Source organism: Candidatus Krumholzibacteriota bacterium (assembly GCA_016932415.1).
GTDB lineage: Bacteria > Krumholzibacteriota > Krumholzibacteriia > Krumholzibacteriales > Krumholzibacteriaceae > Krumholzibacterium.
Genome location: JAFGCX010000007.1, coordinates 112,158 through 133,812, shown reverse-complemented (window position 1 = coordinate 133,812; position 21,655 = coordinate 112,158). Strand labels below are relative to the sequence as shown.

Sequence of the window (21,655 nt, the reverse complement as noted above, 5' to 3'; positions counted from 1 at the left end):
CGTATCACCTGGTCAGCCCGGCGAAGCCTTCCCTTCCTTTTCTTCCCATGATCCAGAAATCTATCACACCTCTTATCGATCCATAACCATAACCTGCCTGCATCGCGAAAAAAACGGGAGGGAAAAGGATAAAATATCGCCATCCACCCGACGCGAGGCAGAGGTGGAACGCCGAGCCGGCAAGAAAGACGATATAAGCCGATATTATCAATAAAAATATCTTCAAGGTCACCGAGGAGAAAAAACTTGTCGCCGCGAGCACCGGAATGCTCAGTAGGAAGAGGCCTGGCACTATCTGCCTTGGCGAGGGGACCTTTTTCGATTTCTGGATCTCCCTGGCCTTCCAGTAGCCGTACTGCGCGTACTGTCTCGCTACCGCCATTATATTATCCCTTGGCCTGTACCATGACCGGATATCGGGAGTCTGCCAGATCAGTCCGCCGGCGCGAGTTATCCGCCTGTTATGTTCCCCGTCCTGATTGCGGACAAGGTCCTCGTCGAAGAGACCTACGTTTGCGAACAACGATCTTCGCCAGCAGCCATAGATCACCGAGTCGGTCGGGCCCTCGTATCGTGGATCGTGAATGCTCGAACCTCCAACGGCGATGCTCGAATGGCACGCGGCGGCTATGGCCCTGGCTACGTACCCTCCGGACGATTCGGCTACCTGCGGCCCGCCGGCATTGTCAGCTCCTGTTTTTTCGAGAGTCTCAATCGATTTTTCGATGTAATCGGGGGCGTAGCGGGTGTGGGCGTCCATCCTGATTATGAATTCTCCGCGCGATTTTTTTATCGCCGCGTTAAGCCCGCCTGAAGCGTGGAGCAGGGGATTGTCGATTACGATTACCCTTTTTTCGCGCAGCGACAGTGAATCGAGATATTCTCTCGTTCCGTCGTCGCTTCTACCGTCGGCGACGATTATCTCCGTCTCGTCGCCGGTCATTTCGAGAAGGGAACGCATAAGTTCTCTGATCGAGGAGAATTCGTTCCTGCATGGGATGATGACTGAGACTCGGACTGGTTTTTCCAGATTTTCGTTCAAATGACGCAACCCCGGTCAAGGATTCGGATGATCGCCTATGCGGATATAAATAAAATACTGCCGCGCCGCAGGTTCGTCAAGGGGCCCGGCCGCGGCCGGGGGCGATCAAACGAGTTTCAGGACCAGATCCACAAGGATATCCCCGACTATCGCTTTTTCTGAAAAGCCTTTTACATATTCGAAGGCGTTGGCGGCGATCTGTTGATATAGAGCGCTGTCGCCGGCTAGCAGGGCAATGGCCCCCGCGATCGCTTCCGGCGAGCGTGGAGGTATCAGTAGCCCGGTGTGGCGATCGCTTACGATTTCCGGGATCGATTTCCATTCGGTCGTTATTAGAGGTACGCCTGCCGCGTATGCCTGCAGGATGACGCCGGGCATCCCTTCTCCCGCGTGATATGTCGGAAGGAGCAGGATGTCGTGGCCACTTATCGTGGCGAGGATATCCTCCGGTGGGATGATCCCATGATAGGAGAGATTCTCGTTTGCCGCGATCTCTTCGAGAAAAGAGCCGGTGTCGCGTTCAACGAGCATCCCGTAGAAATCGCAGGAAAGGCTGCTGTTACCCCTTAATGCTTCTACGATCTCGAAGACCCCTTTTTCCTTTTTTATATGGCCGATGAATATGCATTTCCCCGAGAAAGGTTTTGTTATCCTCTCGGGGATGAGATCGGAATCGGGAATAAAATTGGGAAATTGCCTCAGCTTCTCGTTTCCTAATTCTTCGTAGCGGGCCAGTTCGTCGGCCATCCGGGCGGTCTGTGGAAGTATCCAACGCGCCGTGGAGAGGATCTTCAGCGTCGCTTTTTTTCTGGTATGGCCGAACCTGCCTATCATCTCCGGCAGGTATGATCCGAAAGGTTTTACGATGACAGGTCTTCTCACAACCCATGAGAGGGCCAGTACCGCCAGGCCGAAGGTGCAGATAAAACTGCTGTTCGCCAAGAGGAGAACGGCCTTTGAACGAGGGATCTTCCAGAGCATCTGGAAGCCGAGCCTGAGCGCCCTGAAGATCTCGATGCCAGACCGGTTTTCTTCCGGGAGCCTCAGCCTGTTTTCCCCCGATGTGTTTATGTGATCGAGTATTATTCCTGATCTTTCCCAGTAGTCGCTTTTAAGCAGATTCAGGGTGGAGACGGTATCTCCGCCGGTCGGCGGTGGAACAGGGCCAAGTAACAGAACACGTTTCTTATCCATCGGACTCTTCCGCTTTGATCTCTGTCGCTGGAATATAAATGCCCCCGCGCGGGTGCCTTGCGGATAAAGTAGCACAATCGGAAGCCAGTGAACAGTTTGAATATCGTCAAATGTCCTAGAGGCTGAACCACTTGTTGATCTTGATGAGAAATGTATTATCTCCCGCCGATGAAAAGAGCCTCCCGAAATCCCTGCTGAAACCGAAATCGCCATATTCTTCTTCGAGATCAGTCGCTCCCTGGGACCAGACGAAATAGAGGGTCGATCCGGGATTGAATTCCCATCTGAATACGAGGTTGGAGCGCAGCTGCTTGAAATTGAAATCGGGGTTGTCGCTATAATCGACCGGCGTGAACCTGTCGTCGTAACTGGCGGCGTGGGGATCTGTCACTTCCCTGAACCTGGTATATTTCCCCGCGGTGAGGTAGGGCATCGCGTAGAACTGCAGGCAGATCTTGTTGGTCAGGGTGTAGTCTATCCTCGTAGTGATCCTGACCGTTTTCCTGTCGATCCGGCCGACGATATAATGGTCCCCCGTCTCATCGGAGTAGTCGTCGACATACTGCAGGTCGGAGGTGCTGAGGTTGTACGACGGATTTATCCTTATATTGAACCTGCTCGAAGGCCGCACGGTCAGTCCGGGCGAGATATCGAATTCGGAATACCCTTCAGGGTTGGCGGCGGTGAATCCGTCGTAACTGAAGTAGAGCATCTTCCTGTTATCTGAATGAAATCCATACCATGAATTGATGCTCCATGGGGTGATAACCGAAGGGCCTCCCCAGAGAAGGCGGTTGTTCTGGCGTTCGAAATTCCCGCCGATCCCGCCGTAGACCCCCCAGTAGTTCATGAACTGCATATAGCCGTTGACATTTCCTCCCGTGCCGGTGTCGTCCCAGCCGTAATCAATATTTTTCCACAGATTCGTGTTGAGATTCCAGTTTCTGATGACACTTCCAGGCTCGAAATCCCGGTACCCTATCCACAGGACGCCCATGGTGTTATCGGCATCGTTGGCGTATCCGATATCGTTAAGCTCAAAAGCGGGAGTCCGGGTGTTGAATCCTATACCGAAACGCCACGGTTCTCCGGCGAATTTTCCTCCCCACAACGTCGATGAGAATCCTTCCATATGGGTGATATCGGGATCGACCCCGAGATGATCGGCATCGGGGCGCTGATAATATCTCACCGACGATTCCTGGGCGTTTATCATCGATTCCCTGCTTCCGGATATATGGCTCCCGATGAATTTAGCGATGATGCTGTACTCGTCGTCATGCCACCGGTGTTCCATATCGATCCCCGACGTTATCGCCGTGGAATGCAGGTAATCGAGATCGTCATTTTCGATATCCCTGTATACATTGGTCAGGATACCGCCGATCGAACTTCTTCCGTTGTTGAATTCCCTTCTCGCTCTAGCCACGGTATAGTTTGTCACGGGTTCGACTGTCACGGCGAAACGTTTTTCGCCGGGGATCTGCACTATCGATTCTTCCTTGTCGGTGACAGCCTCAAGGATTCCCACAGACCATCCGTTCGAAGTCCTTCCGGTCATTTTCGCCGCTCCGAGGATCTTGGTGAAGCTCGGCCTGCTTTCCCAGTAGTCGTCGACGCCGTAGAGCCTTTCGGCATCTTCGGTATCAAGGTGGGGGGAGCGTCCAATGCGTCTCGAGTAGAAGACTCTTTCGCGGTCCATATCTCCAAACCCGATAGTGTAATTGAAGATATTCGCACCTTCGACGAAGAAGGGCCGTTTTTCGTCGAAATATGTCTCGTAGGCGGTGAGGTTGAATTCGGATGGATCCTGTTCGACCTGGCCGAAATCGGGGTTGATCGACATGTTGAGCGTCAGGTCGCTCGTCAGCCCGTACTGCAGGTCGAGTCCGATCCGATAATCGGGATTCTCTCCTTCGCCGCTGCCCCATCCTCCGTCGCGGAATGGGTCTCCTTCGGAATCTCCGTAAATGTTGGCGCCTGTCACAAGGTAAGGGAGGATCTCGAGTCTTTTCGAAGCTGGAAGATCGACCAGCCCCTCGAGCCTTCCGAATCTCGAAATTATATGACTGATATCTTGAGGGACAGGGTTCCAGTAGGAATCTTCGTTGATCCGGCTGATCGTTCTGACCGCCTGGAATCCCCATGAGCTGGTGTGGCCGTTGCTGGCGTAACGGAGCTGGCTGAAGGGAATACAGAATTCAGCGATCCAGCCTTTTTCATCTGTTGATATTGCTACATCCCAGACGGCGTCCCAGTTTTCGTCCCGTTCCTCACCGTTTGACCAGAATGCGTCCCTCTGCACACCCGCGGGATTGACCGAGAACTCGAACGCCGTCCTTTTATCGTTATAACTGTCGAATGCAAGGTATATCCAGTCGGAAGGGGAATCCTCATCCCTCCTCGACAAAAGCCCCCTGATGGCATCCGGCTGCGAGTCATACGCCCTTACCCCTACAAATATGCATATATCGTCATAGACGAGGCGGACCGAGGTCTTCTCGGTCGAAGGTTCGCCGTCGTTGGGAGCCCGCTGGATAAAATCGCCCGCCTCCGGCGCTCTTTTCCAGTCGTGTTCGTCAAGGAAGCCATCTACCTTTATTCCGCCGTTTGTGATCCTTACCGCGTCGATCCTTTTACAGAAAGCGGGATCGATTTTCAGCGCCTCTCCCGCTTTCGCAGGGATACCGACCTGGATGTAGATGATAAATGCGCAGATGAGAAGGACCAGCAGTGATCGGCTGATTCTCTGAAATATCGACAGAATATCCATGGAACACCCTCCCTGATTATTATTACGGCCTCATCAGGGTAAAAGAATCGTCTTGGACACCTTTAAAGGTATTCGAGCGCGATCTTGCCGCCAGAAGTATCGCGGGTGGGGCAAGTGGGGTTATTTCACTCTGGTTCTATCTTTGTAAACGAAGCAGAAGAAGAAAAGTTTCAAAAAATATTTTCAACATTTGTCGAGATATCTTTCGACCTCCCAGTCGGTCACAGCCGATTTGTACTCTTCAGCTTCCAGGGCTTTGGCAGTGATATATTTGGATGACAGTTCTTCGCCGAGAAGATCTTTCATCAGGGCGCTCTTCCCGAAGAGACCGACCGCTTCCTCGAGGGACTGGGGCAGGATATCTATCCCCATATCCTTCAGCTCCTGGTCGGTCTTTTCATAGACGCTGTCTTCCATCTCCGGTGCAAGCTCCAACGAGTTCTTTATCCCGTCGAGGCCGGCCTTGAGGATCGCCGCGAAGAGAAGGTATGGAGAGGCGCTCGGATCGGGGCACCTCAGTTCCGCCCTGATCGAGGATTTCCTGTCTTTCATGAAATGCGGGATCCTGATCAGGGAAGACCTGTTCTTGCTGCCCCAGCATATATAGACCGGGGCTTCGTACCCCGAGACGAGGCGTTTATAGGAGTTGACGGTCGGGTTGGTCAGGGCGCACATCCCTTTGATATGGGCCAGAAGGCCTGCGATGAAATTCTTCGCCAGCGCCGAAAGCCTGTGAGGGTCGTTGGCGTCATAAAAAGCCGGCGTGCCGTCCTCGCCGAAAAGGGAGCAGTGTACGTGCATTCCGTTCCCAGGTTTGCCAAAGACAGGTTTCGGCATGAACGAGGCTATCAGCCCCCTCTTGTGGGCGATCGATTTTATGATCTTTTTCAAGATGACTACATTGTCGGCGGTGATCAAGGCGTCTCCATACCTGAATCCCACTTCATGCTGTCCGACGCCGACCTCATGATGCGCTCTCTCGGAGCTGATACCGAATTGCTTGAGCGCCAGCATGATTTCTTTTCTTATCTCGCTGCCGATATCCTTCGCCGACGAATCGAAATACGATCCGGTGTCGAACTCTGGAGTGGAGAAGCTGCCGTCTTCATACTTCCTGAAGAGATAGAATTCGACTTCGGGGCCGACATTGAAAAGATACCCCATATCCCTCGCCTCGGCGATTATCCTTTTCAGGACTGTCCGGGGATCTCCGCTGAAGAGCTCGCCGTCAGGGGTATAGACCTCGCACATGAACCTTGCCGTGCGCCTGCTTTCGTCGTCTGCCGGAAGGACAGCGTAAGTATCCATCTCCGGTTTGAGGTACATATCGCTTTCCTTCGTCCGGGCGAAACCCCTTATCGACGAACCGTCGAACCAGATACCCTTTTCCGCGGCGACGGAGAGGTTCTCGATCGGGATCTCTATCGATTTCAGCACTCCGAATATGTCAGTGAACTCCAGTTCAACGAATACTATTCCGTCAGATTTTGCTTTTTCTATCGTCGCGTTCACCTGGTTACCTCCAGACTGATCGTTGCGGGGTCGGGGACGGGAGATTTAAATTTTTTGAAATATTTTTTCCAAGGTTTGAGCTTGAAAGTCTCACTTTAATGAGTCTTCTCTTAACTGTCTATTGAAAATTGACAGGGGAGAAAAATATTTATCCATCTGGCGGGTCAGCGAAGCAGTATCGCTTTTCTCGTCATCACTGCGTCTCTGGCCCTTAGCCTGTAGAAGTACAGGCCGCTCGCCAGATTCCGCGGGCTCCATATGATGGAATGAACGCCTTCGTCGAGGATATCGGTCAGGATGCGGTCTACTTCCCTTCCCGATACGTCATAGACCCTCAGGTCAGCCCTGCATCGTTCCTTAAGGGCAAAGCTGATGACGGTGGATGGATTGAACGGGTTGGGATGGTTCTGGTAAAGAAGGGTCATTGACGGGGTCTTCTCGGAACCTGCCACATCGACCGCGAGAAGGGTATCCCTGTAAAGATACCGGTCGTGCGCTGTCACTGTAAGGATCATCGAATCTACATCGCCAGGCACAGCCATCAGGAGCGGCAGCGAGATTGTACCGTCTGGGCCGGTTATCCCCCTCCCGTAGCAGTCGCCGTTCCAGTAGAGGGCGGCCAAGGCGCCATCGACCCCTGTCTCGAGAGGGAATGAAGTATCGCCGCGCAGGATATACCTGCTGTGGGCCACCTGCATCGCTGAAGGGATATCTGTCCACGAGTCCATCGCCGGGTCGCCGAGAAGGTTCAGCGTGTAGAAGACCCATCTGTGCGCCCCGGGCTCGTATTCGTCGGGAAGGTCGACGAAGGGGACCGTTTCATCCTTCGACCTCTGGTTCGCCGGCCCGAGGGTGGTATGTCCCTCGGAAAAAACGGCGTCGAAATATTCGCGCTGGAAATGATGCGACGGGCCGTTTGTCGTTCCTTCGGTGAACCAGCCGTAGCGCGAGTTGCCGATAAAAGCAGAGGCGAAATTGTCGATAGTTACCATTTCCTCGGCTATGCAATCGTTGACGTCAAAAGCGCCGGCGATGCAGCCGTAAGTGTACACGACGGGGTAATTCGCCGTGACCCCATCATTGGTGAAATTCGTTCCGTTTATATCGGTGACCGAGAGGCGCATCACATATGACGCGTTTGAATGTCCTGCATGGCAGATCCAGTTAGTCCCCGCGTTGACCTCGTCGTAAATGACAGATTTTGGCCAGTAACCGAGATCCCTGTCGTAATACCTGGTGATGTTGAAATCGGGTGGGAACCCTGTCGTCGAAAACCCGTATGCGTTGCAGGTGTCGACCAGTTGATCCATCTCGTTCCCGCCATATGTCTGGGGGTCGCTATAGAGATGTTCTCCGAGCAGAAGGACGTCTCTCATCTGGCTGCCGACGGGAGATTCCTGGTAGCTGGTCGTCTTGTGGATGAATATCGCCGCTTCGGCGGGGGAATCGACCGGGGCCCGGCCGACCGAAATTTCCGAGAATAGGTCATCCTCTCCCGGTTCGCCCCACAGGAGGTCGAGATCGTCGTTCCAGTTTCCATCGAGCGCGGCGTAATAGATATCGGCGGGGATCGAGTTGTCCTGGTATACGATCGATGAATTGACCGAACAGTACAGCCCCCTGTACGGTACTGTGGCGGGATCGCCCGGATCTCCGTCGCCGGCAAGGAGAAGGCCGGTTATTCCATTCTCAATATACTCCGAGATCACCGCCGCGCGGATCTGTTCCTGCAGGTCGGTTCCAGGGTAGATGCTCTCGATATATTCGACGGTCATGATCCGGGTCCGGACACCTCTTCGATTGTAGAAATCCTTAAGGGCTTCGAACTCGTTTTCCAGCATCGCCCTGGTTATTATCAGGTATTCGTATTCATCTCCTGCTGATGGCGATCGATCGACGGATCTTTCATATAGATCCGCCGCAGTCGGGTTATCGATCAGTTCCTTCAGATAATCGAGTGTCGAAGAATCGGTGCGAAGCATCGACAGGGCTCTGTCGCTTTTAACGGAAGGGGCCGTTTCGACGATCACCTCTATTTCGCTGTAATATCCTGCCCTTTTTTCCGAGGGAAGGAATCCTGCCGGAGAAAACGATCCGGTGGCTATCGCGTGTCCCCTGTAATATCGCGTCCTGAACTCTGAAGCAGGCGGATACGACCAGGATGTCGATAAATACGCCGCGCTGTTATAGAGAAAACCGTTTTCCGGCCTGGTATTTTCCAGTGAGGGGACAGGGTGCTGCCGGGGACGAAGGATCACATCCTTATCGAGATCTTTCCATCCTCTGCGCTGAAGCGATACCGACGAGACCGCCTCTCCTCGCGGGAGAAGGATATTTATACCTCTGAATGGAAAACTCGGACCACCGGCTTTTCCCGCCTGGATCGTAGAGGGGAAGATCATTCGTGAAAAGCCGTCCGGCGAGACCTCTATCACTGGTTCATCGAAATGATAAGTGATAGATACCTGGCCGGCCTGAATCGTATATGGCTGGAGAGCCAGGAAGATGATCAAGGCGGCAGAACAACGTATAAGTTTCGATATAAGTCTCATAACTCGCTTTCGGGCATGGCTGTCCATATCCTTCCAGAGAGATAATTATAACATATTTCCGCCGTTATGGTGAAAAATGATTTTAAGTGGCTGAAAAACAAATCGTTACTGCGCGGCGTGCCGTTTGTCCCGCGCCGGGGCGAAAAAAGATAGAATGCCCGGGCAGATTTCGGTTATCATCTGCCGGGAGAAGGGAACTACCGATAATAAGGGGTGGAGTTGGCTGATAAGCGGCGTAAATCCAGCCCCGGAGATGACAGGAAGGAATTCGATGGGATCTTTGACTCTTCCATTCAGGATCGATCGATCGGCGAAAAACGTCGCCGCAGTAGCGATATTCTTCACTATTCTGGTCGCCGCAGCGGGCGGGTTCAGCGCCGCCTGTTTATCGGCCGGAGAGCCGGCAGCTTTCAGGTATGGTTTCGACGAGAGGGTAAGGCAGACATATATCGAGAACGGGTTCGATCTCCATGACGGCAATAGCGACGACTGGTCTTTCTTCAGGGTCAGGACGAGGTTATGGTGCGAGTGGAAGCCGGCCGAAAGATGGACCGTCCATGCCGCCCTGAACAACGAGCACAGGCACTGGTTCAAATCGACGAAGGGGTACCAGGACGAAGACTTCGAGATCAACGAGTTGATATTCGAAAAACTCTATATCTCCGCCAACGATATAGCCGGGTCGCCTTTGAGCATGACCGTCGGCCGGCAGAATATCATGTACGGCGAGGGATTTCTTTTCATGGACGGAGGGCCGCTCGACGGCTCTCGCACGGGGTATTTCAATGCCGTCAGGCTCGGCGCGAAGTTTGAGAAAAGATCGATCGAACTGCACATGCTTTCCAATCCTTCATGGGACAAATATCTGCCGACGCTGAACTGCCAGCGCCAGCCGCTGATCGACTATGACGAGATGGGAGCGGGGGCCTACTACACCGACCAGTCTTTTGAAGGCCACAAGATAGAGGGATATTACTTCTACAAGAATGAAAGCGAAGGTGGCAATACCCCGGAAAGCGATATCCATACAGCAGGCGGAAGGCTCAGCGGGAAAAAAGGAGACTCGTTCAGTTACGCCACCGAATGGGCGCTCCAGCTTGGAGACAGGGGAAAGTCCGACCGGAAAGGGTTCGGCGGGTATCTCCACGGGACGTTCAATCTTCCATCGACAGTCGAGCCTGAACTGACCGTTGGAGTGATATATCTTTCCGGCGACGATCCCAGTACCGATGAATATGAAGGGTGGGACCCTCTCTACAGCCGCTGGCCGAAATGGAGCGAGCTGTTGATCTACACTATGGCTACGACCGGAAACGGCATCGCCTACTGGGATAACCTTTTTGCTCCGAACCTGAAAACCACGGCGAAACCGATGAAGAATATGACAGCCGAGGCTTCCATTTATTTCATGAAGGCTGTCGCCGATCCTCCCGCCGCCAGCTGGGCGGTGCCGGGGATGGGCTCGATACTCGGCAGCGGCAAAACGAAAGGCTTTCTTTCCTCTGTGAAGATAAAATACAGATTCTGCAAAAACCTCTCCGGCCACCTGCTCTGGGAAAGGTTCGATCCGGGAGATTATTATAACGAGGATGCTTCGATAGCGAATTTCCTCAGATGGGAACTGTTCTATACCTTCTAGCGCCTGAAAGGCGGGTGAGCTATGGGTCCGTTCGATATGCCCTGGATGACATTTGCCGCGTTCATAGTGATCGGCGTAAGCATTGCCGCGTCGATCCTCTGGGCGATAAACGATATAAGGAAAGATAGAGGCGGTAAGGGTTAAACGAAAAAGGAGAAAACGATTTGAGTCTCTTGTCAGCATGTATCGTCGTCCTTGTCCTCTACCTTGCCGTTCTGGTGGGGATCGGGATATGGAGCGTGAGAAAAACGAAATCTGCCGATGATTTTATCCTCGGGGGAAGATCGATAGGCCCATGGGTGACGGCCCTCTCCTTTATCGCCGTATATTTCAGTTCGGTGCTGATAATCGGAGGAGGAGCCTTCGGATATAAATTCGGCATGGGAACGATCTGGATCGGGGCGATAAACGTCCTGGTAGGTTGTACACTCTGCTGGATTGTCCTGGGAAAGAGGGTCCGCGCCTTCACCGAAAGGATGGGGGTAAACACGATATCGGGATTCTTCGCGAAAAGGTACCAGTCGCCCGCGGCGGGGATCTTTTCCGCGCTGATAGTCTTTCTTTTTCTGATCATCTATAACGTCAGCGTCGTCAAGGGGATGGCGAACTCCTTCGAGGTCCTGATGGATATGCCATACTGGGCGGGAGTGATGATATCGGGACTTGTCATCATATTCTATGTGGCGCTCGGGGGGTACCAGGCGGTCGTCTGGACCGGATTGATCCAGGCATGGGTGATGATATTCAGCCTGCTTCTTCTCACATTCAGAACGGTGGGAGCTGTCGGCGGCCTGAGCGCGGGGATGCGAAGACTCGCCGAGATCGGCCCCGGCTACGTAAATACTCCGGGAGTATGGGGATGGGCGGGGCTGATCAGTTTCTGCCTCGTCGTGAGCCTCGGCGTCTGGGGGATGCCGCAGCTGCTGATAAGGTTCTACTCGATAAAGGATCAGAAGACGTTCAGGCTCGGAACGGTGATAGTCACTGTCGGAGCCGCCGTCGCCGTTCTTCCGTATCTCAACGGCGCTTTCGCGAGGATCCTTATACCCGCTCTTAAAAATCCCGATCTCGCGATCCCTGAACTGTCGAAACTCGTTCTTTCTCCCTGGGGAGCGGCGATCCTGCTTGCCGGTGTGGTAGCTGCCGGCATGTCGACCTTCGCCGGAGTCCTTATAATCATATCCAGCTCCCTAGTAAGGGATGTCTACAGGCACGGGCTGGGAAGACAGCTGACCGGGCCGGGCGAGATCAGGGCGAACAGGATCGTAAGCGCCTCTGTGGGGATCATCGCTCTTCTGATCGCTCTTAAACCGCCGGCGCTGATCCTCGTGCTGACGGGGTTTTCGTGGGCGGTTATCGCCTCTACGAATCTATGGCCGCTGCTTTTCGGGCTCTACTGGAAAGGGGCGAGCGCAGCGGGAGCCTTCGCCTCGATGATCGCCGGTTCGGCGACCGCCATTATATGGACATGGCTCGGCAAGCCTTTCGGGATACATGGATTCATCGCGGGGACGACGGTAAGCTTCATCGTCATACTGGTTGTGAGCCTCGTTAAAAGATCCTCTTTCCCCGCCGGACATATAGAGAAGATATGGGGGGAGTGACGCAGGCAGGAGCAGTGGCGGGGGATATCAGACAATAAAAACACACTGCCAGGGAGAGATTTTGGAGATGACAGTTTGCTTTCAGGCGGGTGTCATGCGAAGACCGTCACTGTACAGCCCGCCTTGTCATCTGCAAGGCATTGATTGAAGCATCATAGAATCGAGATCGTTATATCTAAACAGGTCACTCAAAACTGCGTCATCACAAGAACTTATTTTAAATCTGAATTTGGCATCTCCCTCCATTATTTCAGGCATTCGGGACGTCCAGGGGTTGTTAAAAGACCAGACATATGATGTTACGGAGGGGGGCACTCTGTATATGATCGGGTCGACTGTCAGTCTGAAAGTGCCTTTAAAATATTTCCTTTCGTCTTTAGGAAATAAATCCCGCAATTCAGGGTATTCATCGAATTTTGATTTAGCAATAATACAGGCGTTCAATGGTTCGAAGGATGCATCTATCCCACCATTTTCCATTATACGGTCAATAATGCTGGATCTGGTTTTATCATGATATCCTGGTAACATAACTATATCTTCGTTTTGGGGATCCAAAAAAAACAGGTCCTCCGCATTACAACTCCCTGTGACTTCATAGAAACCAATAAACGGGTTGGCACCATAATTTAATAGAAGCCTGATCGCTTCTATGTAGTTATTGTTCAAGGCATGGATCAAGGGAGTGTTACAGCTTTTATCATAAAGAGTTACACGATTGTTCCGCTCAATTTCCGTTTGTTTATAACCATACGGTTCATATATAGCATATTCTCCTGATCCAATACGGCAATCAGGATCGAGACCAAAATCCAGGAGGAGTTTCAATCGCTCCATCCAATCAGGATGAAACACAGTGCCATCTTTTGACTTTCTTGAAAACACTATCGCTAATAACCTGCTTGGATCAGATTTATCAATATTGCTCTGGTACTTCAACATTGTCTCAAGTGTATTTAGGCTTTTATTATGCAAAACATATTCAAGATACGAGTTAACTAGTAAGGAATTAAGTCTTGCATCAACATTGGGGTCAGCACCGTTCTTCAGAAGAAATTCTATGATCCTGCTATCTTCGACATAAAGAGCGGTAAATAAATCTGTGCAATATACTCTGTTAAATCCCCCTGCTTGCATTCTGATTTTTTGATCACGCAATATGTTCGGGTTTACTTTAAAATGAAAGAGAAGTTCGACCATTTCATAGTTGCGATTCCTGATTGCGATTTCCAGAGGATTGCCTATGTTCGGATCGGCACCTCTCTCAAGTAAATATTTTGCCAAATCAAGCCTATTGCTGTCAGCAGCGGCAGTAAGAGCTGTTTCATTACCCCATTTTGTATTTATATCGGTACCTTCTACCAACAACCTGGATATTTTTTCGTTTTCTCCATTTCTGGCTGCATCGATTATGGGAATTTTAAACGAAGATGTAGAACATGCCATAAATGCCGTTAATAAAACAACAGGCCAAAATAACTTTCTCATATATAAGCCTTTCATAAACAGAGCGTTTCTATAATTGTCGAAAATAATACGTGAAATAATTAATTAATGTCAAATTGAATACTACGTTCTTTCCACTTACTGGGCGGATCAATCAACATCTTTTCCGTAAATTGACTTATCGACCGGCCACTCAGCATTCATGTTGAGGTATCGTTTTCCAGTCTCCCATTCTTCGCTGATCTCAGATAACACAGCACTAACAAGTCTGAGAAGCGATTCTTCGTTTGGGAACAACCTGGCGACTCTTGTCCTCCTCTTTATCTCTTCATTGATTCTTTCTGTAAATTTCGGTAGCCGCTGTTGATCGGTACGAAAAGGCTAGTCGAGAAGGGCGCCGGAGCTGGTCAGGCATGACAGCCCCTATTCATACATCAGAATGGCGAGGGAGGATTTCATAAAGCCTAAGAAAAACGTAATTGACAAACCTCCCTCCGAATGGGTGCCGCGGACGAGATCGACGCGCAAGAGGGTCAGGTTGGGCTTCCCCTGGTTCACTAGAGCCCCTTTAGGTTACAATTGAGCCTAAAGTTCATGATGGCATGCCCCCGATCCATAAAAAAAGGCCCCTCGATGAGGAGGGGCCTTTTCGTCGCGAAATCCGTTGCTGCTCACTCCGGATCCCGGTGACAGCGAATTGATCCTGCTGCCTAACTTCTGTCCGGATCCTTCTCGACTTTCGGAAGCCGCGGAGGATCGTTCTTTATCTTTTCCATGAGGTATTCCACGGCTTTTTCAAGCTGCGGGTCATGGCCGTCTACTACGAGATCGGGCCTGTTGTCGACCTTGATGTCAGGCTTGACCCCTATCCTTTCGACGTCATACTTGCCTTCGAGGTTCACGAATCCGATCGAGGGGGTCGTAAGCGTTCCGCCGTCGACCAGGGGGATATTCCTGTTATATCCGACCAGGCCGCCCCAGGTGGTCATTCCGATAAGGGGTCCGAGACCGGCCTGCTTGAAATAGTACGGGAATGCGTCTCCGCCAGAGCCTGCGTATCCGTTGATAAGGCAGGCGAGATGCCCCTTGACGGCGGTCCCGGGCGTCTTTCCCGGTTTGTAGTGGCGGCGCTTGAAAAGGTTCGTCAGCTTCGTGCCGAGTTTGTCGATGAAGAAATTCGGCAGCCATCCGCCGCTGTTATAGCGTACGTCGACGATTATTCCTTCCATGTCGGTCTGCGGATAGAAATACTTGCCGAACTCCATCAGTCCCTGCACCGCCGTATTCGGTACATGGATATAACCTATTTTCCCGCCACTCGCTTCCAACACCTTCTTGCGGTTGCTCTCCACCCATTCGGCGTAGCGTGCGTTGGTGTCGTTTGTACCGGGTTCGATGATGATCTCTCTCGGATCCTTCCCTGAAGGATCATCCGAGACGCTGATCTTGATCTGGTGCCCCGCCGTGTTCTCAAGCAACGCGTGAGGATTTTCCGGATATGCCAGATCATGGCCGTTTACGGAAAGGAGATAATCCCCTTCCTTCACGCCGATGCCTGGAAGGGAGAGGGGGGATATGAAATTACTGTCCCAGTTCCTGCCGTCGTATATCTTCGCGATCTGGTAGCGGCCGCTTTTTGAGTCGACTTTGAAATCGCAACCGAGATACCCTCCTCCGACAAACGGAGCCCTCGGGCCCGTCGGAGCGCCGCCGTAGACATAGGCGTGCCCTACGTTCAGCTCGGCCTGCATCTCACCTATGACGTACGTAAGATCACCCCTGCTTGTGAGATAGGGGAGGAAGACTTCGTAGCGTTTTTTGATCTTGTCCCAGTCGACCCCGTGCATATTGTCGACGTAGAAGAAGTCTCTCTCGAGCCTCCATGCTTCATGGAATATCTGGTTCCATTCCGCGGCGGGATCGGTCTTCATCATGAGGTTGGTGCTGATGCTGCCGTCGCCGACCTTCTTGCCAGCTGCGACGTCGATGATCCCGTAGGTCCCCATCATGCCGTAGATTATCTTCGAACCGTTTGATGAGAGGGCGTAATCGGTTATTCCGCTGATGATCGTCTTCGATTCGCGTTCCTTGATATCGAAATATTTCAGTTCACCAGTGACAGGTCCGTTGGCATCGAAGGATATGACGCCGGCGTTCATCGGAAGCTCGCCGTAGATGATCTTTCCGGAAACCGCTTCGAGACCCTGGTAGTTGCCTGATCCTATCGGCAGCGAAACGATGCGGCCGCCAAGGCCGTCGAGATCGATCTTGATCCCCTCGTCCTCTTTCTTTTCTTCATCCTTCTTATCGTCCTTATCCTTCTTTTCATCTTTCTTGTCGCCGTTATCTTCGTCTTTCTTCTCGTCTTTTTTTATCTCCACCTCATCGCTCTCGGGAGCGAGGATCGAGGGCGTGTCGGCGGCGAGCGTGAGGACGCAGATATTCGTCGGCGTGACGAAATCGAAATCGAGTTCGAACGAATGGAACTTGATATTGATCGTCCTGTCGGTGAGGAAATAGAGATACTTGCCGTCGGGATCGAAGACGGGCGAGTAATCGTTGTAGAGATCGCTTGTCACCTTGTGGGATTCGCCCTTTTCGACGTCGTAGAGGTAAAGAGAGCTGAATCCGTTATCGGCTCCCTTCGAATAGGCGATCCATTTACTGTCGGACGACCAGTGGTAGTCCCCGAGGTCCCACCATTCGTTCCGGTCGACCTTGACCGTTTTCTTCGAATCGATGTCAATAAAATAGAGGTGCCCGGTCTGGTCATACCACGAGACCTTCTTGCTGTCGGGAGACCAGTTCAGTTCGAAAGGAAATTCGCCCATCCCCTTGCTGATCTTCTCCTCTTCGCCCGAGCCGTCAGGCTTCCTCAAGTATAATTCGTATTCACCCGTCCTGTCGGAGAGGTATGCAACCCAATTTCCATCCGGAGAAAAAGCGGGGCTGCGTTCGCGAATCCCTGGAGTCTCTGTCAGGTTGCGCACCTCTCCTTTTTCCGCGGGCACAGTGAATACGTCGCCCCTCGCGCCGAATATGGCACGCTTACCGGAAGCCGATACGTTGAAGTAACGTATCATGTCGCCGGCGCTGGTGTAGGCGGGCCTTTTAAGGTTATGTTCGGAGCGGGCGATGATATCGAGTTTTTTCGTTTTTTCCGTACCAAGGTCGAGAACGTAAAGGTATCCGGCGTTTTCATATACTATTTTACCGTTGCCGAGGCTCGGCCACTTTACGTCGTATTCCTTGTGGTCGGTGATTTTCCTTGTTTCTTTCGTGCCTGTATCGTAGCAGAAGATATTCATCGTGTAGTCGCGGTCGGAGATAAAGTATATCTTGTCTCCGTACCACATCGGGAAGGCATCGGTACCTTCATAATCGGTGACCTGTTCAGCCTTGTTGTTCTCCAGGTCGTATATCCAGACGTTCTGGTTCATCCCGCCCCGGTATCGTTTCCAGGTGCGGAACTCCCTTGCCATCCTGTTATACGCTATCTTCTTTCCGTCGGGAGAATATGAGGTGAGCTCGCCCTCGAAGAGAGGCAGAGCTTCAGGGTACCCGCCTTCCGCGTCGATCGTATATAGCCTGTCGTAACGCGGACCGGGGTTTGTTTTGGCTTCCTTGTTGCTTCTGAAAAGGATCTTTTTCCCCGAAGGATGCCAGTCGAGGGTGATATCGGCTTTCGGATGGTACGTCAGCCTTTTAGGCACTCCGCCGATCACCGGGATCGTATAAACGTCGAAATTCCCGTCATACGCGGCAGAAAAGGCTATCGTCTTGCCGTCGGGCGAGAACTTGGCGAACGCTTCTCCGCCTATATGGGTCGTCAGGCGCGAGGCGACGCCGCCAGATGATGAAACCAGCCAGAGATCTCCTCCGTAGGAGAAGACGATATTGTCCCCGTAAATGTCGGGGTAACGCAAAAGACGGCTCTCCTCAGCGGCATTGACACTGCCCGCCAGAAGAAGAACGGCTGTGAGCAGAGCCAGCATTCCTCTTTTACCCATTTAAGGATCCTTTCAGGGTTTGGGGAACCAGGACAATGATTTAATGGTGGGTATCCTGGATGTTTGTAGTTAGTAATACTGCCCGGTGGGAAAATAGTTTCAAAATATTTTTATCCCGGCGCGAAATATCGTTTTACGTCTATTTCGGGTGAAAAGAGGGAAAGGGCGGCAGGAAGATCTGTCAGTCGCCTCCCCATGGATAATGGCTTCTTGGCGCGCATTCCCTGCCTGAGCAGGGTGACGAAAGATCGGCGATGAACTCGAGCTCGGGATCATCGCCGGACAGGTATGGTTCGACGAAACGTATCGTATATATCCCCGGCGGCAGGTTTCGAACGATGCAGGAAAGGTCGAAGAGGCATATACAGTCGCAGAGGCCGCCCGGCGGATATTCACTTTCAGTTATCGTTATAACGTTATCATCGATGGTGATATCCGCGGTGATGTCGTACTGGCAACAATTGAAGACCGCATCGATATGGTCGATGAAAAGGGTTTTTCCGTCGTATTCATACTCGGCGCATGTCTCTCCCGACGAATTATCGAAAGGATCAGATGCGGCGTCCGTGTACTTGCATCCATCATACCGCAGGAGTTCACCGGCAGGGAAAGGCGTATAATCTTCGTCCCACGGGTAGAAGTTTCTCTCGATGCATATCGGGCTCTCGTTGGCGGCCCCGAGCCTGATCTCTTCCTGAAGGTCGGGGTCATCACCGGTACAGGGGCCCTTGAAGATTATCGTCCAGATGCCGGGATCAATATCGGTGAAGAGGTATCCAATATCATAGAGGCACAGGCAGTGGCACCAGGTCGCGTCGGCCCCTTCATGTTCATTTATCGTTATCGTTCTTTCATCAATGGTTATTTCAGAGGTTATCGTTCCGGGGCAGCAGTTGAGCCCGGCGTTGATGTGGGTTATCGAAAGCTCTCCGCCGGTGCTGTAACTGTATGTGAAACATTCGTTCGATGGAGAGGGATCATCGAATGTCATGGTTGCATCAAACGATTTGCACGATCCTGAAGAGACAAGCGACCCGGCGGGATCGTCGCCGGTCCCGCTGCCTCCGGTGAGGTTCTCATCGCCGCAACCTGGAAATATTATCAATGAAAAGAGCATAACCGCTATGGCTGGAATAGAATATAGACTTCCGGCGATATATCGCGTTTTCATCATCATCTCCTTTTCAGGGTACATAATAAATATATCGCTGACTCGTGGCGGTGTCAATTGCTTCGCCAGCCATTTTCTGCCTGGTAGTCATCGCTATATCATATTGAACTAATCGCCCGGTTCGGATAGAGTAGATGAGCAGTATCATCTTAACAGTGAGGTCACGGGAATGAGTAAGAAAAGGAAGAATCTGATTGTAGTCTTTTCGATCGTTGTGCTGGTCATACTGACACTGAGTATATCTTTGCGCGTGATCCTTACAAAGGACAGGCTCATCGCGATGATCATGCCCAGGCTTGAAAAGGCGGTCGACGCGGAGATCGAGATAGGCGACATCGGGATACGTTTCCCGTTCGGGTTCGGGGTCGATGTAGCCGATTTGTCTTTTTCCAGGAAGCTGCCGGGAGAGGCGTCGCTGTCGTTTACGTCAGAAAAGATCACCGTGGACGCTTCACTGATGGGGCTTATAAAGCGCAAGCCTGAGATAAGAAAGGTGTCGGTAAAAAACGGATCGCTCATATCATCACTTCCGGAAAAAGGGTTGGAAACGCGGCTCGTTAGATTTGACGCGGAGATATCGATGAGGCCGGTCCGTAAGGCGTATGAGATCTCTGCTGATATTTCCGTAGATGGCGTCGAAGTCGAGAAGAAAGGGCATGAAGGGAAATTCATCATCGAGAGGTTGCGGGGCACCGCGAGGATAGAGTCGAATGCCGCTTTCGATTCTGTCAGGGTCGCCGAAGCCTCCGTTGATGTCGATGATCTTATCAGGATGTCGGTCAGTGGGAAGGTCAGCGGAGTCGCGGGGAAGAGGGAGATCTCTTTCGAGGCACAGAGCGACGCGATCGACGCGGCTCCTCTTGCAACCTGGATAGCCGGGCTTGACCTGGGGCCGTTTATTTCCGCGCCGGATAAAAAAGACAAAGCTGAGGTCTTTCCCGCCCGGGTGACAGGGGGAAGACTCTTATTCTCAGCCAGCATGTCGGCCGCCGACGCCGCTCCCGGGAAGGTCGCCGCAGCGGGTTCCGTCCATCTGGAAAAAATCGTACTGGAACCGGTCGTCATCGATATGCCGGTGACAATCGATGGAGATATCTCCATGGCGGACGAAAAGATCAGCAGCGAGAAAATAACAGCTTCGCTTGGAAGTTCAAGTGTTGAAATGAGATTCATCGTCGCGATCGATTCCGCCATGGCCCCCGAAAGAGCTGATTTCGCCTGCAGGCTCGATCTCGATGCCGGCGAGCTGTCGGCAAAGTTGTCGGGGAAGGAACCTGCTGCCAGCGGAAAGATAAAGGCCGACCTTGAAGGTGGAGGCAGGACAGGCCTGCTTAAGGCTCTTTTCCCGGCCCCGGACAGTCCCGTTTCTCCGGCGCGCCTTGGCGAGGCGTGGAAGAGTGTCGAACTGAAAGGTTCGGTGAAGATCGAGAATGCCCGAATGAAATCGGAGGACGGGCTTGTCTCGATATCCCAATTCAATGGATCTGCCAGGGTGGTGAAAGGCGATATCGACAAGGTGGCCGCCGGATTTCTTCTGAACGGAAGCAGGTACGATCTTACCGCTTCTTTCAAGGGTTTCATGCCGGCGCTGGCCGAACTCGCGATGAACGCCAGGAAGGAAGAAGGAGCCCCTCTCTCGAAGATACTTGATTCAGCAGTGAATCTTCCCGATATCTCGATGCGGCTTACAGGGCGTTCGTTCGATCTTCGACCCTTCACCAGAGACGCGGCGGAAAAGAAAAAGAACCCTGCCGCGAAATCAGCCGATCCGAAAAAGGTCGAGACGCCTCAGAACGCGCTCGCTGGCGCGGCGGTCCTGCTTTTAAACAGCCGGATAGAAGCGAGGATAGATTCCCTGTACTCTCAAAAGGCGCTTTTCACCGCCGTCGATGGAAAGGCGGGGATTACGACGGGCAGGGTCCGCATCGATCCGTTATCACTCGATTACGCGGGAGGAAAGGGGGCGGGGACGGCGACGATTAACCTCAGGGATCCGGCCGATATCAGATCGAGTTTCAATTTATCCTTTTCCGGGGTGAAGGCGGGAACGGCTCTCTCTTCGGTGAGCGAATTCGGATCAATGATCTCCGGGGAGTTTTCCTTCAGGACCGAGGGAGATATCAGGACCGGAGCGGGAATTGATCCTCTCGCTTCGATATCGGCGACCGGCAACGCTTCATCAACAAGCGGAAAGATCGATCTGTCGAAATTTATTTCACCGGTCTCAAAGGCGTCGGGGATCGATCTTGCGCATATGGAAAAGGTAGATTTTCAAAAATGGACGGGAAATTACTTCATAAAGAACGGAAGGTTGCATACCGAGGACTGGAAGATCGATTCGCCAGGCGGGAACTGGGATATCAAGGGAAGTTACGGTTTTGACGGCACCCTTGATTACAAGGCGACGGTTTTTCTTACTCCCCAGATGCAGAAGAAGATCAAGGACCTCGATAAATACCGGGACCTCGTCGACCTTTTTCGCGACGAGAAGGGAAATCTCATTCTCGATCTCGATATCAGCGGCAATTCGAAATCGCCGAAGGTCAGCCTTGACCAGGGCAGGGCTGGCAAAAAAGCGGAAGAAAAACTGATCGACGGGATAAAAAAGGGGATAGGCGACCTGCTGAATAAGAAGAAATAGGACTTGCCCCGAAAAAAAACCCCCCGGGATTGTCGGCTTCGAGCCTGATCCCGGGGGGCGACATTTCATAT

General features: G+C 52.2%; 12 protein-coding genes. 3 read left to right on the top strand and 9 right to left on the bottom strand.

Annotated features, from left to right (window positions below):
- Nucleotides 1–4: 4 nt before the first annotated feature.
- The 5 genes from JW814_01315 to JW814_01295 form a co-directional block, all read right to left on the bottom strand.
- Nucleotides 5–1,042 (bottom strand): glycosyltransferase family 2 protein, encoded by a 1,038-nt coding sequence (locus JW814_01315; protein ID MBN2070067.1) that lies wholly within the window; start codon nucleotides 1,040–1,042, stop codon nucleotides 5–7.
- A gap of 105 nt (nucleotides 1,043–1,147) precedes the next feature.
- Entirely contained in the window at nucleotides 1,148–2,236 is a 1,089-nt protein-coding gene (locus JW814_01310) for a glycosyltransferase family 4 protein (GenBank protein ID MBN2070066.1), read from the bottom strand.
- A gap of 115 nt (nucleotides 2,237–2,351) precedes the next feature.
- Nucleotides 2,352–5,009: a carbohydrate binding family 9 domain-containing protein gene (locus tag JW814_01305; GenBank protein MBN2070065.1), complete on the bottom strand. Its 2,658-nt coding sequence runs from the start codon at nucleotides 5,007–5,009 to the stop codon at nucleotides 2,352–2,354.
- Nucleotides 5,010–5,192: 183 nt separating this feature from the next.
- Entirely contained in the window at nucleotides 5,193–6,521 is a 1,329-nt protein-coding gene (glnA, locus tag JW814_01300) for a type I glutamate--ammonia ligase (GenBank protein MBN2070064.1), read from the bottom strand.
- A 164-nt stretch (nucleotides 6,522–6,685) separates the two neighbouring features.
- On the bottom strand, nucleotides 6,686–9,073 hold the full coding sequence (locus JW814_01295; protein ID MBN2070063.1) for a T9SS type A sorting domain-containing protein: 2,388 nt from the start codon (nucleotides 9,071–9,073) through the stop codon (nucleotides 6,686–6,688).
- A 271-nt stretch (nucleotides 9,074–9,344) separates the two neighbouring features.
- Here JW814_01295 and JW814_01290 point away from each other — a divergent pair, with 271 nt between their 5' ends.
- The gene (locus tag JW814_01290) at nucleotides 9,345–10,712 is read left to right on the top strand and encodes an alginate export family protein (GenBank protein MBN2070062.1); all 1,368 of its coding nucleotides are present in this window, start codon (nucleotides 9,345–9,347) and stop codon (nucleotides 10,710–10,712) included.
- A 164-nt stretch (nucleotides 10,713–10,876) separates the two neighbouring features.
- Nucleotides 10,877–12,316 carry a sodium/proline symporter gene (locus JW814_01285; GenBank protein MBN2070061.1) on the top strand — a complete coding sequence of 480 codons (1,440 nt, stop codon included), beginning with the start codon at nucleotides 10,877–10,879 and terminating at the stop codon, nucleotides 12,314–12,316.
- 126 nt (nucleotides 12,317–12,442) lie between these two features.
- On the opposite strand, the gene JW814_01280 is transcribed toward JW814_01285, so the two are convergent.
- From JW814_01280 to JW814_01265, 4 genes are all read right to left on the bottom strand, one after another.
- Complete coding sequence (locus tag JW814_01280) at nucleotides 12,443–13,804, bottom strand: ankyrin repeat domain-containing protein (protein MBN2070060.1); 1,362 nt, start codon at nucleotides 13,802–13,804, stop codon at nucleotides 12,443–12,445.
- A 108-nt stretch (nucleotides 13,805–13,912) separates the two neighbouring features.
- A complete protein-coding gene (locus JW814_01275; protein ID MBN2070059.1) occupies nucleotides 13,913–14,098 on the bottom strand; it encodes a transposase in 186 nt (61 codons plus the stop codon).
- 374 nt (nucleotides 14,099–14,472) lie between these two features.
- Nucleotides 14,473–17,772, bottom strand: coding sequence for a PD40 domain-containing protein (locus JW814_01270; GenBank protein ID MBN2070058.1), 3,300 nt, complete (start codon nucleotides 17,770–17,772; stop codon nucleotides 14,473–14,475).
- 181 nt (nucleotides 17,773–17,953) lie between these two features.
- Nucleotides 17,954–18,943, bottom strand: coding sequence for a hypothetical protein (locus tag JW814_01265; protein ID MBN2070057.1), 990 nt, complete (start codon nucleotides 18,941–18,943; stop codon nucleotides 17,954–17,956).
- 169 nt (nucleotides 18,944–19,112) lie between these two features.
- Between JW814_01265 and JW814_01260 the strand changes: the two genes are divergently transcribed.
- Nucleotides 19,113–21,584: a hypothetical protein gene (locus JW814_01260; protein ID MBN2070056.1), complete on the top strand. Its 2,472-nt coding sequence runs from the start codon at nucleotides 19,113–19,115 to the stop codon at nucleotides 21,582–21,584.
- Nucleotides 21,585–21,655: the final 71 nt, after the last annotated feature.

Excerpts from the sequence above, each read along its gene's own strand:
- JW814_01310 (MBN2070066.1), bottom strand. The coding sequence starts at position 2,236 with ATGGATAAGAAACGTGTTCTGTTACTTGGCCCTGTTCCACCGCCGACC.
- JW814_01305 (MBN2070065.1), bottom strand. The coding sequence starts at position 5,009 with ATGGATATTCTGTCGATATTTCAGAGAATCAGCCGATCACTGCTGGTC.
- JW814_01295 (MBN2070063.1), bottom strand. The coding sequence starts at position 9,073 with ATGAGACTTATATCGAAACTTATACGTTGTTCTGCCGCCTTGATCATC.
- JW814_01290 (MBN2070062.1), top strand. The coding sequence starts at position 9,345 with ATGGGATCTTTGACTCTTCCATTCAGGATCGATCGATCGGCGAAAAAC.
- JW814_01280 (MBN2070060.1), bottom strand. The coding sequence starts at position 13,804 with ATGAGAAAGTTATTTTGGCCTGTTGTTTTATTAACGGCATTTATGGCA.
- JW814_01270 (MBN2070058.1), bottom strand. The coding sequence starts at position 17,772 with ATGGGTAAAAGAGGAATGCTGGCTCTGCTCACAGCCGTTCTTCTTCTG.
- JW814_01265 (MBN2070057.1), bottom strand. The coding sequence starts at position 18,943 with ATGAAAACGCGATATATCGCCGGAAGTCTATATTCTATTCCAGCCATA.
- JW814_01260 (MBN2070056.1), top strand. The coding sequence starts at position 19,113 with ATGAGTAAGAAAAGGAAGAATCTGATTGTAGTCTTTTCGATCGTTGTG.